At 61.5% G+C, this 14,809-nt stretch carries 17 protein-coding genes; all 17 read right to left on the bottom strand.

Annotated elements, in window-relative coordinates; genetic code table 11:
- Positions 1-81: 81 nt before the first annotated feature.
- The 17 genes from KP001_RS18595 to KP001_RS18515 all read right to left on the bottom strand — a co-directional run bounded on the left by KP001_RS18595 (position 82) and on the right by KP001_RS18515 (position 14,807).
- Positions 82-525, bottom strand: coding sequence for a GatB/YqeY domain-containing protein (locus tag KP001_RS18595; RefSeq protein ID WP_217287029.1), 444 nt, complete (start codon positions 523-525; stop codon positions 82-84).
- Positions 526-538: 13 nt separating this feature from the next.
- A complete protein-coding gene (rpsU, locus tag KP001_RS18590) occupies positions 539-736 on the bottom strand; it encodes a 30S ribosomal protein S21 (protein ID WP_183349251.1) in 198 nt (65 codons plus the stop codon).
- Positions 737-867: 131 nt separating this feature from the next.
- Positions 868-1,197: a phosphoribosyl-ATP diphosphatase gene (locus tag KP001_RS18585; protein ID WP_216508553.1), complete on the bottom strand. Its 330-nt coding sequence runs from the start codon at positions 1,195-1,197 to the stop codon at positions 868-870.
- A 241-nt stretch (positions 1,198-1,438) separates the two neighbouring features.
- Entirely contained in the window at positions 1,439-2,197 is a 759-nt protein-coding gene (hisF, locus tag KP001_RS18580) for an imidazole glycerol phosphate synthase subunit HisF (protein ID WP_183349255.1), read from the bottom strand.
- Positions 2,198-2,281: 84 nt separating this feature from the next.
- Complete coding sequence (gene hisA, locus KP001_RS18575) at positions 2,282-3,010, bottom strand: 1-(5-phosphoribosyl)-5-[(5-phosphoribosylamino)methylideneamino]imidazole-4-carboxamide isomerase (RefSeq protein WP_216508554.1); 729 nt, start codon at positions 3,008-3,010, stop codon at positions 2,282-2,284.
- 184 nt (positions 3,011-3,194) lie between these two features.
- Complete coding sequence (gene hisH, locus KP001_RS18570) at positions 3,195-3,818, bottom strand: imidazole glycerol phosphate synthase subunit HisH (RefSeq protein WP_217287028.1); 624 nt, start codon at positions 3,816-3,818, stop codon at positions 3,195-3,197.
- A 355-nt stretch (positions 3,819-4,173) separates the two neighbouring features.
- On the bottom strand, positions 4,174-4,761 hold the full coding sequence (gene hisB, locus KP001_RS18565) for an imidazoleglycerol-phosphate dehydratase HisB (RefSeq protein ID WP_217287027.1): 588 nt from the start codon (positions 4,759-4,761) through the stop codon (positions 4,174-4,176).
- 45 nt (positions 4,762-4,806) lie between these two features.
- On the bottom strand, positions 4,807-6,096 hold the full coding sequence (gene hisD, locus KP001_RS18560) for a histidinol dehydrogenase (protein WP_217287026.1): 1,290 nt from the start codon (positions 6,094-6,096) through the stop codon (positions 4,807-4,809).
- 221 nt (positions 6,097-6,317) lie between these two features.
- The gene (gene hisG, locus KP001_RS18555; RefSeq protein ID WP_183349265.1) at positions 6,318-6,956 is read right to left on the bottom strand and encodes an ATP phosphoribosyltransferase; all 639 of its coding nucleotides are present in this window, start codon (positions 6,954-6,956) and stop codon (positions 6,318-6,320) included.
- Between the two features lie 219 nt (positions 6,957-7,175).
- Positions 7,176-8,441 carry a UDP-N-acetylglucosamine 1-carboxyvinyltransferase gene (gene murA, locus KP001_RS18550; protein ID WP_217287025.1) on the bottom strand — a complete coding sequence of 422 codons (1,266 nt, stop codon included), beginning with the start codon at positions 8,439-8,441 and terminating at the stop codon, positions 7,176-7,178.
- 68 nt (positions 8,442-8,509) lie between these two features.
- The gene (gene prmC / locus KP001_RS18545) at positions 8,510-9,397 is read right to left on the bottom strand and encodes a peptide chain release factor N(5)-glutamine methyltransferase (protein ID WP_217287024.1); all 888 of its coding nucleotides are present in this window, start codon (positions 9,395-9,397) and stop codon (positions 8,510-8,512) included.
- A gap of 58 nt (positions 9,398-9,455) precedes the next feature.
- Positions 9,456-10,529, bottom strand: coding sequence for a peptide chain release factor 1 (gene prfA / locus KP001_RS18540; RefSeq protein WP_217287023.1), 1,074 nt, complete (start codon positions 10,527-10,529; stop codon positions 9,456-9,458).
- A 169-nt stretch (positions 10,530-10,698) separates the two neighbouring features.
- On the bottom strand, positions 10,699-11,604 hold the full coding sequence (locus KP001_RS18535; RefSeq protein ID WP_217287022.1) for a DUF1385 domain-containing protein: 906 nt from the start codon (positions 11,602-11,604) through the stop codon (positions 10,699-10,701).
- Between the two features lie 69 nt (positions 11,605-11,673).
- Entirely contained in the window at positions 11,674-12,363 is a 690-nt protein-coding gene (gene thyX / locus KP001_RS18530) for an FAD-dependent thymidylate synthase (RefSeq protein WP_217287021.1), read from the bottom strand.
- Between the two features lie 109 nt (positions 12,364-12,472).
- The gene (rpmE, locus tag KP001_RS18525; protein ID WP_183349277.1) at positions 12,473-12,676 is read right to left on the bottom strand and encodes a 50S ribosomal protein L31; all 204 of its coding nucleotides are present in this window, start codon (positions 12,674-12,676) and stop codon (positions 12,473-12,475) included.
- A 99-nt stretch (positions 12,677-12,775) separates the two neighbouring features.
- A complete protein-coding gene (gene rho / locus KP001_RS18520; RefSeq protein ID WP_135869296.1) occupies positions 12,776-14,023 on the bottom strand; it encodes a transcription termination factor Rho in 1,248 nt (415 codons plus the stop codon).
- A gap of 355 nt (positions 14,024-14,378) precedes the next feature.
- Complete coding sequence (locus KP001_RS18515) at positions 14,379-14,807, bottom strand: peptide chain release factor family protein (RefSeq protein ID WP_217287020.1); 429 nt, start codon at positions 14,805-14,807, stop codon at positions 14,379-14,381.
- Between the last annotated feature and the right edge of the window lie 2 nt (positions 14,808-14,809).

Genomic DNA, 14,809 nt, shown 5'->3' with positions numbered 1-14,809 from the left:
GGGGGAATCGCTGCGATTCGCCCCTACTCATGACACCCAAAACCCGCAAGGTCCCCCGGGAACTAGTCCCGGGGGCATTGATCATGCGAGTTTTTCCTTCACAACTTCGCTCACCAGTTTGCCATCTGCACGGCCGGCGACTTGGGGCTGGATGGCCTTCATGACCTTGCCCATCGACTTGCCGCCGGTAGCGCCGACTTCCGCTATGACTTTCGTCACCAGCTCGGCCAGCTCTTCCCGTGTCAGCTGCTGGGGGAGGTAGCCCATGAGGAGCGCGAGCTCCGCTTCCTCCTTATCCACCAACTCCTGCCTGCCTGCTTCCTTAAAGAGTCGGATGGATTCCCTGCGCTGCTTGCAGAGGGTAACGATGGTTTCGGTGATCTCGCTATCGTTCAGTTCACGCCTGAGCTCGATATCGCGGTTTTTCACCGAGGAGAGTACCATGCGGATGGTAGATAAACGCAAGGTATCACGACTTCTCATCGCCTCCTTCAGTTCCGCGTTAAGCCTCTCCCTCAGTTGCATGAAACCCTCTTTCTTAGTCGACCATCTTGCGCTGTTTTTTCAGAGCGCGCTTGCGAGCGGCAATGGCCTTCTTCTTCTTCTTGATGCTCGGCTTCTCGTAGTGCTCTCTTTTGCGGACCTCAGAAAGGATTCCGGCTTTCTCGCACTGCTTCTTGAACTTCTTGAGCGCGAGCTCAAACGGTTCAGTTTCTTTTACCTTTACTCCCGGCATTCATATTCCCCCCCCTTCTCTAGCTAGATTTACGACTTGTGTGGGTACGGGCCGGCAGACATTATTCAAGGAACCAGCAATATACCATCGCGGTCTTTTTTGTCAAGGCATTTGTGCCATTGTGGAACGAGCTACCCGACGCGGGAGTTCTTCTCCTCGATGCCGGACATGCCGAAGCGGCGCCGGAGCTCCGCGTAGACCTCCTCCGGGTCGATGTCGTAGAAGCCGAGCAGGACCAGGCTGTGGAAGAAAAGGTCGGCGGTCTCGTAGACGATCTCCTCGCGCTTGCCCCCCTTGCCGGCGATGACGACCTCGGTCGCCTCCTCGCCCAGTTTCTTGAGGATCTTGTCGATTCCCTTGGCCATGAGGCTCGCGGTGTAGGAGTTTTCGCTCGGGTTCGCCTTGCGCTCCTGGATGACGCGGTAGACAGCGGCGATGATGTCGTCTTTGGGTGTTTCCATCGTGAACTCCTCTGGAAGAATGAAATCCTCTTCGTGGCGAGAGCGAGAAGGGCGAATGATTATTCGCCCCTACAGGTTCGACCGCAGGGAGAGGAAGGTTCGTGCATTCGTTGTAGGGGCAAATAACTATTTGCCCAGCCGCAGCGGCCCCGGCCACCGCCCACCGCCAACTGAAACGGTGAGGCGGCAAAGGGGGGCGAATGATTATTCGCCCCTACAGGGCCGGCGCTTCGTTACGCGGTTACAGCCTTACCGGCACGCCGCGCTCGCGGAGATAGGTCTTGGCTTCCTCGATGGTGTACTCGCGGTAGTGGAAGATGGAGGCGGCGAGGCAGGCGCTGGCGCCGGCCTGGGTGAAGCCGTCGTAGAGGTGCGAAAGTCCGCCGACCCCGCCCGAGGCGATGACCGGGATGCTGACCGCGTCGACGACGGCGCGGGTGAGCGGCAGGTCGTAGCCGTCCTTGGTGCCGTCACGGTCCATGCTGGTGAGCAGGATCTCCCCGGCACCCAGCTCTTCCATGCGCTGCGCCCACTCGACAGCGTCGATGCCGGTCGGGTTGCGGCCGCCGTGGGTGTAGACCTCCCAGCCGCCGGTGGCGCGGGAGCGGGCGTCGATGGCGACCACGGTGCACTGCGAGCCGAAGCGCTCGGCGGCCTCGTTAACGAACTCGGGGCGATGCACCGCCGCGGTGTTGATGGAGACCTTGTCGGCCCCGGCGTTCAGCAACCGCCGGATATCGTCGACGGTGCGGACGCCGCCGCCGACGGTGAGCGGCATGAAGACGCGCTCGGCGGTCCTGCGCACCACGTCGATGATGATGTCGCGCTCGTCGGAGGATGCGGTGATGTCGAGGAAGGTTAATTCGTCCGCGCCCTGCTGGTCGTACAGCTCGGCGATCTCGACCGGGTCGCCCGCATCGCGCAGGCCCAGGAACTGGACACCTTTCACTACCCGGCCACCTTTGACGTCGAGACAGGGGATGATTCTTTTTGTCAGCATCTGAAAACTCCAGACAACATAATCCCCCTCCCCTTGCGGGAGGGGGTTAGGGGGTGGGGGTAGGTGCTACCTCCGAGACTCCTGCTACTGCTTCTTGGTCAGTGCGATGGCTTCGGCGAGGTTGATGGCGCCGGAGTAGATGGCCTTGCCGGTGATCACGCCGGTGACACCGGAGGACTCGATCGCGATCAGGTTCTCGATGTCCTTGAGCGACGAGAGGCCGCCGGAGGCGATCACCGGGATGTTGATGGCTTCGGCCAGCGCCTTGGTCGCCTCGATGTTCGGCCCCTGCATCATGCCGTCACGGCTGATGTCGGTGTAGATGATGGCGGAGACTCCGTCACCCTCGAACTGCCGCGCGAGTTCGGTCGCCGTGATGCCGGTGACCTCGGCCCACCCCTGGACCGCGACCATGCCGTTCTTGGCGTCGATGCCGACCACGATCTTGCCGGGGAACTTGGCGCAGGCCTCCTTCACGAAGGCGGGGTTCCTCTGCGCGGCGGTGCCGATGATGACGCGGCCGATGCCCAGCGACAGGTATGCCTCGATGGTGGCGATGTCGCGGATGCCGCCGCCCAACTGGGTCGGGATGGTGACGGATTTGACGATGGACTCGATGGCGGAGCGGTTCTTCGGCTCGCCGGCGAAGGCGCCGTCGAGGTCGACGATATGGAGGATCTCGCCACCCTGGCGCTGCCACTCTGCCGCCTGCGCACCCGGGTCGTCGTTGAAAACGGTGTCCTTCTCCATCAGCCCCTGCTCCAGACGGACGCAGCAGCCGTTCTTCAGATCTATTGCCGGAATAATGATCATTTCAATCCCTCATCACGAATTAAAAGTTCGTCCCTTGAGCAACCCCTTTACCTCCGGGAGAGGGTGGCCGAAGGCCGGGCGAGGGCGTTGCCATAGAGCAAAATTGCTGCAGCCTCAAGCGCCCTCACCCCTGCCCCTCTCCCGGAGGACGAGGGGAGGCAAGCTCTTTGAGCGGAACAGGAGACTATCTCATCTGCGCGAAGTTCTTCAGCATGGCAAGCCCCTTGTCCTGGGACTTCTCGGGGTGGAACTGGGCTGCCACCACGTTGTCGCGCCAGATGGCGGCGCAGAAGTCGATGCCGTAGTTGGTGGTCGCCGCCACCACGCTCTCGTCATCGGGTTTCACGTAGTAGGAGTGCACGAAGTAGACGTTGGAGCCCTGCTCCACACCCTGAAACAGCGGGGAGGGGCGTTTGATGTCGAGCTGGTTCCACCCCATGTGTGGCACCTTCAGGTCTTCCCCCGCCTGCTGCATCCCTTCCGGGAAGCGGAGCACGCGCCCCGGGATCACGTCGAGCCCCTTGTGGAGGCCGAATTCCTCGCTCTCGGTAAAGAGGAGCTGCAGACCGAGGCAGATGCCGAGAAACGGCTTTCCTTCCTTGATCACCTTGAGGATCGGCTCGACGAAGCCCCCCTCTTCGAGGTTCCTGATGCAGTCGCGGAAGGCCCCGACGCCCGGGAGCACGACGCGCTCGGCGTCCAAAAGCACCTTGGGGTCGGAGGTCACGACGGCGTCGCAGCCGACCTTCTCGAACCCTTTCTGCACGGAGCGGAGGTTCCCCATGCCATAATCTATGATCGCGATCATCTCTTTATCCTTCCGGCACTCTGTGCGGTGCCTGTGACTTCATTGCAATGCTTCGGACGCGGCAAGGTTAGAGCGATGCCACCGCCCTCATCCGCCCCTTCGGGGCACCTTCCCCCAGCGGGGGAAGGGGATGGACGCGCCCCACTCGACGGGAAGGTCATAGGGTGGGCCATATCCACTGACCCTCGCCCTCCAGGAGAGGGTCAGGGTGAGAGCAGTGCCTTACCCCCCTCGCCCTCCGGGAGAGGGTCGGGGTGAGGGCAGGCCTTTCCCCCTCGCCCTCCGGGAGAGGGTCAGGGTGAGAGCAGTGCCTTGCCCCTTCGCCCTCCGGGAGAGGGTCGGGGTGAGGGCAGCCTTACAGCTTCCCCTTGGTCGACATAACCCCTTCGATGCGGGAATCCATCTGGGTCGCCATATCGAGGGCGCGGGCGGTGGCCTTGAAGCAGGCTTCCACTACATGGTGCACGTTGTCGCCATACATCACGTTCAGGTGGAGGTTCGCGCCGCAATGGTTCACGAACCCCTGGAAGAATTCGCGCACCAGCTCGACGTCGAAATCCCCGATCTTCACCTTGGGGAGCTGGACGTTGTAGACCAGGTAGGGACGACCGGAGAGATCGGTGGCGACGCTGGCGAGCGTCTCGTCCATCGGCACAGTGGCCTGGCCGTAGCGGCGGATGCCGCACTTGTCGCCAAGGGCTTCCTTGAAAGCGGTCCCCAGGACGATGCCGATGTCCTCGACGGTGTGGTGGAAGTCGATGTCGATGTCGCCGTGGGCCTCGACCTTGAGGTTGAAGAGGCCGTGCCTGGCAAAAAGGTCCAGCATGTGGTCCAGGAAAGGAACCGAGGTGCAGATCTGCGCCTCGCCTTTGCCGTCGATTTCGAGGGAGAGCTTGATCTGCGTCTCCTTGGTGATGCGTTCGATGTTTGCCGACCTGGCCATGCCGCCTCCTTGAATTAGATGATCAAAGCCGCAATAAATTCCAAACTAGTTGTCGAGCCTGAAGCTGACGGACTTGCCGTGGGCTTCGAGCCCCTCGAGGGTCGCGATCCGGACGATATCCGCACCCACCCTCTGCAAGCCCCCCTTGGTGAAATAGATGAGGGAGCTTTTCTTGACGAAGTCGTCCACCGAGAGCGGCGAGAAGAAACGGGCGGTGCCGCCGGTGGGAAGCGTGTGGTTGGGGCCGGCCAGGTAGTCGCCGGATGCCTCGGGGGTGTAGTGGCCCATGAAGATCGCGCCGGCGTTGGTGATGAGCGGCATGATCTCGAAAGGGTTCTCCACGGCGAGTTCCAGGTGCTCAGGCGCGATGCGGTTGGAGAAGGTGATGGCTTCCTCCAGATTGCCGGCCACGATGATGACGCCGAAGGATTCCCACGACTTGCGGGCGATGGCCTCGCGCGAAAGCTCCTTCAACTGACGCTCCACCTCGGCTGCCACTTTCTCGCCGAAGCTGCGGTCGGTGGTGATCAGCACGGAAGAAGCGAGTTCGTCGTGCTCGGCCTGGGAGAGGAGATCGGCCGCGATGTGGGTGGGGTTGCCGCTGCCGTCGTTGATGACGAGAATTTCGCTCGGGCCGGCGATCATGTCGATGCCGACCTGGCCGAAGACCAGTTTCTTGGCAGTGGCGACGTAGATGTTGCCCGGACCGGTGATCTTGTCGACCCTGGGGACGGTGACGGTGCCGTAGGCAAGTGCCGCGACGGCCTGCGCGCCGCCGATCCTGAAGACGCGATCCACGCCGGAAAGCTTGGCGGCCACCAGCACGTGGGCGTTGGTCTCACCGCCCGGGGTCGGGACCACCATGACGATCTCGCCGACGCCGGCAACCTTGGCCGGAACGGCGTTCATGATGACGCTGGAGGGATAGCAGGCCTTGCCGCCGGGGACGTAGATGCCGACCTTGGCGAGCGGGGTCACCTTCTGGCCCAGCATGATTTCTGCTTCCTCGGTGGAGAGCCAGGTCTGCTGCTTCTGCTTCTCGTGGTAGCGGGCGACACGCTCGACGGCAAGCTTCAGTGCCGCGAGGTCCTTCTCGTCCACCTGGGCGAAGGCCTTGGCGAACTCTTCCTCCGTTATCTCCAGGCCAGCCGCATCGCACTCCACCCGGTCGAAACGGCGGGTGTACTCCAAAAGCGCCTCGTCGCCGCGCCTGCGCACGTCGGAGATGATGCCGAGCACCACCTCTTCGACCTCGCGACCGGACTCCTCGCCGCGCTCAACGATGGCATCGAACTTCGCCTGAAAATCTGTTTCCCTGATGTCGAGGAACTGCATCTGTAAACCTCGCGATTCATGACAATAAAATTCAAAGATTGCTGTTTCCCCCCTTTTGCAAAGGGGGGCCAGGGGGGATTTAGCCGAGGTAGCCACGGCATCCTGGGCTGCAAAGGAATTCAAATCCCCCTCAATCCCCCTTTGCGAAAGGGGGAGGCTGGATCGAGGTGCGCTAGAGGGACAGGCACCTAACGGAGCCAGTCCCTTCTGCTACTTTGTCGTTAGATATGCTGCTCCAGCCCTTCGATGATCTTGGAGATGCGCTCGTGCTTGGTCTTGAGGCTCGCGCGGTTGACAATGAGGCGGCAGGTGATCTCCGCGATCGTCTCGACCTCGACCAGGCCGTTTTGCTTCAGCGTCTCGCCGGTGGAAACGAGGTCGACGATGCGCTCGGAGAGGCCGACCAGCGGCGCCAGCTCGATGGAGCCGTACAGTTTGATCAGCTCGACCTGCACGCCTTTCGCCGCGAAATACTTCTCGGTGACGTTGGGGTACTTGGTGGCGATGCGGATGTTGTTCCAGGCGGCAGGATCGTCCTTGCTGGAGAGCTCCACCGGCTCGGCAACCATCAGGCGGCAGTAGCCGAACTTCAGGTCGAGCGGCTCGTAGAGGTCCTTCTCCGCCTCCATCAGCGTGTCCTTCCCGACGATGCCGAGGTCGGCGCAGCCGTACTCCACGTAGGTCGGGACGTCGGTGGCGCGCACGATCATGTAGCGCATCTTCTGCTCGTGGTTCTCGAAGACGAGCTTGCGGGTATCGGAGAGGAGTTCTTCACAGTCGATGCCGATCTTCTTGAACAGGGCAACGGAGTCCTGCAGGATACGGCCTTTCGGGATGGCAATGGTGACGTAGTCGGTCATTTTAAAAACTCCATGGGAGTATGGCATTTTTTCTGATCAGCGGTTTTCGCTAGTCCCTCTCCACTGGTCCCCTCTCCCTATGGGAGAGGGTGCCCGAAGGGCAGGTGAGGGAGGTTTGCCAAGCTGGACGCCCTCACCCTAGCCCTCTCCCAGAGGGAGAGGGGATAGTGGGCGTCGAGACTAATCGGGCAACATTCTCACTGCAAGTACCCGATGAATCTACGGCCCGTCGACATCCGGGACGCGGACGATGTCGGCGCCAAGGCCCGCCAGCTTCTTCTCGATGTTCTCGTAGCCGCGGTCGAGGTGGTAGATCCTGGAGATCTCGCTGGTGTTGTCGGCGGCGAGGGCGGCCAGGATCAGCGAGGCGGAGGCCCTGAGGTCGGTCGCCATGACCGGCGCGCCGGAGAGCTTCTTGACCCCCTTCACGGTGGCGCTGTTCCCCTCGCAGATGATGTCGGCGCCGAAACGGAGCAGCTCGGATACGTGCATGAAGCGGTTCTCGAAGATGTTCTCGGAGATCACGCTGGCGCCTTCCGCGATGCACATGAGCGCCATGAACTGCGCCTGCATGTCGGTCGGGAAGCCGGGGTAGGGACGGGTCTTGATGTTGACGTTGCGGATCTTCTTGGGACCCTTGACGCGGACCACGTTGTCCTTGTTGATGATCTCCACACCGGCATCCTGCAACTTGAAGGTCAGCGCGTCCAGGTGCTCCAGGCGCATGTTCTTGATCTTCACGTCGCCGCCGGTGATGGCGGAGGCGATCATGAAGGTGCCCGCCTCGATGCGGTCCGGCATCACGGCGTGCTCGGCGGCCGTCAACTGCTCGACCCCTTTGATCCTGATGGTGTCGGTGCCGGCCCCTTCGATGTTGGCACCCATCTTAGTGAGGATGTCGGCCAAGTCCACGATCTCCGGTTCGCGGGCGGCGTTCTCCAGGATGGTCTCCCCCTGCGCGGTCGCGGCGGCCATGAGAAGCTGCTCGGTACCGCCGACGGTGGAGATGTCGAAGTTGATGCGCGCGCCCTTGAGCTTCTTCGCTTTCGCCTCGACGTAACCGTGCTCCAGGGTGATCTCGGCGCCCAGCGCGGCAAGACCCTTCAGGTGCAGGTTGATGGGACGTGCGCCGATGGCGCAGCCGCCGGGGAGCGAGACGCGGGCCTGGCCGAAACGGGCCAAAAGAGGGCCAAGCACCAGCACGGAGGCGCGCATGGTGCGCACCAGGTCGTAGGTGGCTTCCCAGCTGTTCAGATCGGTGGTGTCGATCTTGACCACGTTGCCGCGGCCGTCGACCCTGGCGCCCAGCTTCTCGAGCACCTTGATGGTGGTGTTGATGTCCCTCAGAAAGGGAACATTGCTGATGGTGTGGCACCCGGGTGCCAGTATGGTCGAGATGAATATGGGGAGGGCGGCGTTCTTCGACCCGCTAACGGTCACTTCTCCGGAGAGCTTGTTGCCACCTTTGATTACCAGTTTTTCCACTGTTACCTCTGTGTTCTTTTCTTTTGTTCAAGGCCCCGAGGGGGCGGATGGAATTGGTTAAGGCTGCCCTAAGGGGACAGGCACTTGGCGGAGTCAGTCCCCTCGAGCCTGCCGCCGACCACGCGCTCGATGCCTGCGGGATCGGTCTGGGTGAAGGTTTCGCCGGCAAAACCGCCCGCCTTCAAAAGCCTCAGCACCTGCGGTGCCTGTCCGGCGCCGACCTCGAAGATCAGCCAGCCACCGGGATTCAAATAACCGGGCGCGTCGCTCACGATGCGCCGGTAGAAGTCGAGGCCGTCGGCCCCGCCGTCGAGCGCGCCCATCGGTTCGAAGCCGCGCACTTCGGCCTGCAATGTCGCCAGTTCGGAATTGGGAATATAGGGCGGGTTGGATACTACCATGTCGAAGCGTCGTCCCGCAAACGGTTCGAACAGGGAGCCCTGGAAAAATTGCACGGCGGCCTCGTTGCGTTCGGCGTTGCCGCGGGCCACATCGAGGGCTTCGGCCGAGACATCAACGCTGCAAACCTCGGCCTGCGGCAGCGCCTTGGCCAGCGCGATGGCCACGCAGCCGCTCCCGCTGCCGATGTCGAGAACGCTCTGCGCGGCGGTGCCGCGCTTGGCCGCCTCGGTCACCAGCACCTCGGTATCGTGGCGCGGGATCAGTACCGCCGGGGTGACCCGGAACTCGAGCCCCATGAACTCCTGCGTTCCCAGGATGTACTGCAGCGGCTCGCGCTTGCCGCGCCGCGCCACCATGCTGCGGTAGGCGGCCAGCTCGGCGTCGGAAAGGGGCTTGTCGAAGTTGAGATAGAGCCCCACCCGGTCCATGGACAGCGCCTCGCACAGCATCCACTCCGCCTCAAGACGCGGGTTTTCCACGCCTTTCTCGGAAAGGTAGCCTTTGGTCCAATTGAGGACCTTGAGGACGTCCCATTTTTCGGGGGTGGTGGTCATGTCAAATTACCTGGACGTTGTGGGGCCGTCGAAAACCGTGCCCCCGGAAGGCATCGAGTTACATGCCTTCGCTTTGTGCCTGCAGGGCTTCCATCTGGTAGTGGGCGCGCAGGGAATCCGCGATCTCGGCGATGTCGCCGGCCATGATGGAGTCGAGACGGTACAGGGTGAGCCCGATGCGGTGGTCGGTCATGCGCCCCTGCGGGAAGTTGTAGGTCCTGATGCGCTCGCTGCGGTCGCCGCTCCCCACCTGGCTCTTCCTGTCGGCGGCCATCTTGGCGTTTTGCTCCATCACGATGTTGTCCAGGATCCTGGACTTCAAGACCTTCATGGCCTTGGCGCGGTTCTTTATCTGGCTGCGTTCTTCCTGGCAGGCGACGACGGTCCCGGTCGGGATGTGGGTGATCCTGACCGCGGAGTCGGTGGTGTTGACGTGCTGGCCGCCGGCACCGGAGGAACGGTACACGTCGATCTTCAGGTCGGCCGGGTTGATGTCGATGTCGATGTCCTCAGCTTCGGGCATGACGGCGACGGTGCAGGCGGAAGTGTGGATACGCCCCTGCGCCTCGGTCTCGGGGACGCGCTGTACGCGATGGGTGCCGGACTCGTACTTGAGTTTCGCGAAGACGCCGTCACCCTCGACCAGCGCGATGACCTCCTTGAAGCCCCCACGCTCCGACTCGGAGGCGGAGATGACCTCGACCTTCCAGCGGTTGGTCTCGGCGAAGCGGCTGTACATGCGGAAGAGGTCGCCGGCGAAAAGCGCGGACTCGTCGCCGCCGGTACCGGCACGGATCTCGAGGACGACGCTCTTGTCGTCATTGGGGTCCTTGGGGAGCAAGAGCACCTGGATCTCACCTTCCAGCTGCTCGCGGCGCTCCTCGAGGGTCTCCAGCTCGGCCTGGGCCATCTCCCGCATCTCCTGGTCCGGCTCCTTCAGGAGTTCCTTGTTCCCCTCGATGTCGGAGAGCACCTTCTTGTACTCGCGGTAGGCGGCGATCAGCTCGGTGAGGCCGGCGTGCTCCTTGGAGAGCTTCCTGAACTCGACCTGGTTCGCCAGCACCTCCGGATCGGAAAGGAGCGATTCCAGCTCCCCGAAACGTACTTCAAGATCTGCAATTTTGTCGAACATGGACATCAAAACACCTCAGAGGGCCCTGGGGCCTGATTCAATCGAAAAGATTTGGCTCCACCGCAAGGCGGGCGAATGATTATTCGTCCCTACAGATGCGGGAACCGCGTATGCCCACTCTCCCTCCGGGAGAGGGCTGGGGTGTGGGCGTTCCTACCCTGCGGCCCGGCTAAACCACCAGCCGGTCGTCCTTGAAGCCGTCGTTCAGCTCAAGGGCTACCTGCATGGACTTTATAGCCACCTCGATCTGGGAATCGTCCGGCTCGCGGGTGGTGAGCCGCTGCAGGGCGAGGCCCGGGGCGATCACCATCTTCACCAGCGCGTGGTTGTCGTGCTTCGCGGTCCACTTGAGGACCTCGTAGGAAAGCCCGGCGATCATCGGCAACAGGATGATCCTGGAGCCGGCCTTGAAGTAGAAGGGCCACAGCTTAGGGATCAGAGAGAACACCACGATGCTCACCAGCATGACGATCAAGAGGAAGCTGGTGCCGCAACGGGGATGCAGGCAGCTGTACTTTCTCACGTTGTCGACGGTGAGCTCCTCACCCGCCTCGAAGGTGAAGATCGACTTGTGCTCGGCGCCGTGGTACTGGAACACCCGCTGGATGTCCTTCATCCGGGATATGGCGATGATGTAGATCAGGAACACCACGACCCGGATCACCCCGTCCACCAGGTTGAAGACGATGTTGGAGTCGCCGATGATCGGGACGAGCAGCTTGGTCAGGTAGAGCGGCATGATGAAGAAGAGCAGGATGCCGAAGCCGAAGGCCGCCGCCATGGTCCCGGCGATGGCCCAGTCGTTGATCTCTTCCTTCTCCTCCCCCTCGGCGAGCGCCTCGTTGGCGGAGAAGTTGAGCGCCTTGATGCCGATGATGAGCGACGAGAAGAGCGCCACGGCCCCACGCACGATGGGGAGCTTGGTGATGGGGAACCGTTCGGAGAGCGGAATCACCGTCTCGCTCTTCACCGAGATGTCGCCGTCAGGCCTTCTTACCGCGATGGCCATCGAGCGCGGAGCCCGCATCATGACACCTTCCAGAACCGCCTGTCCGCCTATGTTTATCTTTGACACTTATTACCTCGTAAAACCGTTAGCCACGGAGACACGGAGAAAATCTGAGAAAAAACGGAATGAGTGGGCCTACATCTCCCGGAAGAATTCCCGCACGTCGGCCATCTTGCCGCAGCTCATGGCGCCTTCGGGGCAGGGGCCGGCAAGGCAGCCCGGACCGGCCTTGTCGAAAACGGTCGGCGCCACCGGCTTCACCAGCCTGAGCATTTCGATGGCCATGGCACGGATCTCCCACTGGGCCCGCTCACAGCAGCGCACGGCGAAGAAGTGCAACAGCTCCCGGGCGTTCATGGTGATGATGATCTTGGTCTCGGTGGCATTGGGGAGCAGGTAGCGCGCGTCCTCCGCGGGGACGCCGGCCTCGACCAGGGCCGCGTAGGCCGCATGCAGGGCGGCGACCTGGGCTTCGAAAAGTTCCAGGTGCTTGGGGTTAGCCGCGATGGACTGCGGCGTCACGACCGCGAAGCGTTCCTTGTGAGAGACGTAGCGCTGGGACTGCTGGGAAAAGGAGGCGACCCGGTGCCGCACGAGCTGATGGCTGGTGACGCGCGAGATCCCGTCCACGCCGAAGGTGAACGAAGCGTGCTCCAGCACCGACTGGTGCCCAAGCGACATGATCTTGTCCAGGAATTTTTTGACGTCAGCGCCGGAGAGTTTCTCCTTGAGCGCCTCGATATCGGCCGACGAATAGCAGAGCCGTGCGGCGAGGGCGATGGTCAACTCGGGATCGGGGGTGTGCTGCAGAAGGGCAACCTTCATGAAGATCCTTCACATGCTGCGTAGTTTTGCAATCGGGCCATAGAAAACGAAACAAGGGGATTTCGCCATAGACAAAATCCCCTCCGAACGGATTCGCAAGCGCGAAAGCCTACTTCTCCAGGTTGTATCTCTTGCGGAAGCGCTCGACGCGGCCTGCGGTGTCGATCAGCTTCTGCTTGCCGGTGTAGAACGGGTGGCACTGCGAGCAGATCTCAGTGGAGATCTCCGCTTTGGTGGAACGGGTCTGGAACTGGTTACCGCACAGGCACTTTACGGTAATTTCTTCGTACTTGGGGTGGATCCCTTCTTTCATATCTTCCTCCTGGCGGGGCGCACCCCGTTATCTAACTTTGATGTTCTTGCCGGAAAGTAGCCATAAATAGCACCTTCACTGCAAGATTTCAACACTTTTTTACTTGCTCATGGAATCGAGGAAGGCCTGGTTGGTCTTGGTCCCCTGCAGCTTGGAGATCAGGAACTCCATGGAATCAACCACGTTCATGGGATGGAGCACCTTCCTGAGGATCCAGATGCGGTTCAAAGAGGCCTGCGGGATGAGCAGTTCTTCCTTCCTGGTGCCCGACTTGTTGATGTCGATGGCGGGGAAGGTCCTCTTCTCGACCAGCTTGCGGTCCAGGTGGAGTTCCATGTTGCCGGTGCCCTTGAACTCTTCGAAAATGACCTCGTCCATCTTGGAGCCGGTATCGACCAGGGCGGTGGCGATGATGGTGAGCGAGCCACCTTCCTCGATGTTACGCGCGGCGCCGAAGAAGCGCTTGGGCTTGTGCAGGGCGTTGGAGTCGACACCACCGGAGAGGATCTTGCCGGAGGGCGGGATCACGGTGTTGTAGGCGCGGGCCAGACGGGTGATGGAATCGAGCAGGATGACGACGTCGCGCTTGTGCTCGACGAGACGCTTGGCCTTCTCGATGACCATCTCGGCCACCTGGATGTGGCGGGAGGCGGGCTCGTCGAAGGTGGAGGAGATCACCTCCCCCTTCACCGAGCGCTGCATGTCGGTAACCTCTTCCGGGCGCTCGTCGATCAGAAGGACGATCAGGAACACCTCGGGGTGGTTCAGCGCGATGGAGTTGGCGATGTTCTGGATCAGCATCGTCTTGCCGGTGCGCGGCGGAGCGACGATCAGGCCCCTCTGCCCCTTGCCGATCGGCGCGACCAGTTCCATGACGCGGCTCGACATGTTGTCCGGAGTGGTCTCAAGGATGAGCTTCTCTTCCGGGTAGAGCGGGGTCAGGTTGTCAAAGAGGATCTTGTCGCGGGCGACCTCGGGAGACTCGTGGTTGACGGTCTCGACCTTGAGGAGGGCGAAGTAGCGCTCCCCTTCCTTGGGGGGCCTGATCTGGCCGGCAACGGTGTCGCCGGTGTGCAGGTTGAAGCGGCGGATCTGCGAAGGCGACACGTAGATGTCGTCGGGGCCCGGCAGGTAGTTGTAATCCGGCGCCCTCAGGAAGCCGAACCCGTCAGGCAGGGTCTCCAGGACCCCCTCGCCGAAGATCATGCCGTTCTTCTCGGTCTGAGCGTTGAGGATGGCGAAGATCAGGTCCTGCTTCCTGAGACTGGACGCCCCCTCGATGTTCAACGCCTTGGCAATGGCCGTGAGATCGTTGATTTTCTTTTCTTTAAGTTCCTGTAGGTTCATCTGTTCTCCTGATATGACGCAAATATAGATCTAGCGGCAAATTGCCTGACTGGGAATACGGGAATGTTTCACCGATGCAGCATGGGTAACATGCGAGGCGTGCCTAACGAGCGCTAGTGTGTAAAGGATCTGTGAGTAAGTAAGCCTTGAGTTTATTCTTGAGGTGTCGGTACCGGTTCGGTATGAGAAAAAATTGGGGTATTTAAAGGTGTCTGCAAAAGGTCTTATTGAGGATATTGAGAATTTATACCCTTCCCCTCGTTACCTTGTCAACTTTATTTTTCCGCCCTTCGTGCCCCGGGCGGCGCCCGGGCTCCTGAAACCACGAGGGGTTCCGCGGCAGGGAACAGTCAAATTATTGGCTCTCGTCCCGGGTAGTTGACGCTACAGACCCCGTTTCCGGGCCCTGTCCGGCATCCGTTGCAGCATCGGTGCCATATTTGGTACCGCTGCGCCGTTTTCTGCGGGCCTTCTGCCTCTTCAGCTTCTCCGCGGCCAACTCCTTCCTGGTCATGCCGCCACCGGCTCCCTCGATCTTCTCCAGCAACAGGCGCCGCGCCAGGAACCGGTTCAGCGACTGGCTGCGCGATTCCATGCATTTGACCTCGAGCCCGGTGGGGATGTGTTTCAAGTAGACGCAGGAGGAGCTCTTGTTGACGTGCTGTCCGCCGCGCCCCGAGGCGTGCACGAAGCGCTCCTCCAGGTCCTTTTCCGCGACCCCGAGCTGCTCCATCTTCCCCTTCAGCCAGCGGTTCTTTTCTTCGCTCACCGCGAAATCAGCCATTA

The sequence above is a fragment of the Geomonas subterranea genome (assembly GCF_019063845.1).
GTDB lineage: Bacteria > Desulfobacterota > Desulfuromonadia > Geobacterales > Geobacteraceae > Geomonas > Geomonas subterranea.
Note: the sequence above shows the minus strand (reverse complement) of the source record. Positions and strands in the feature narration are given on the sequence as shown.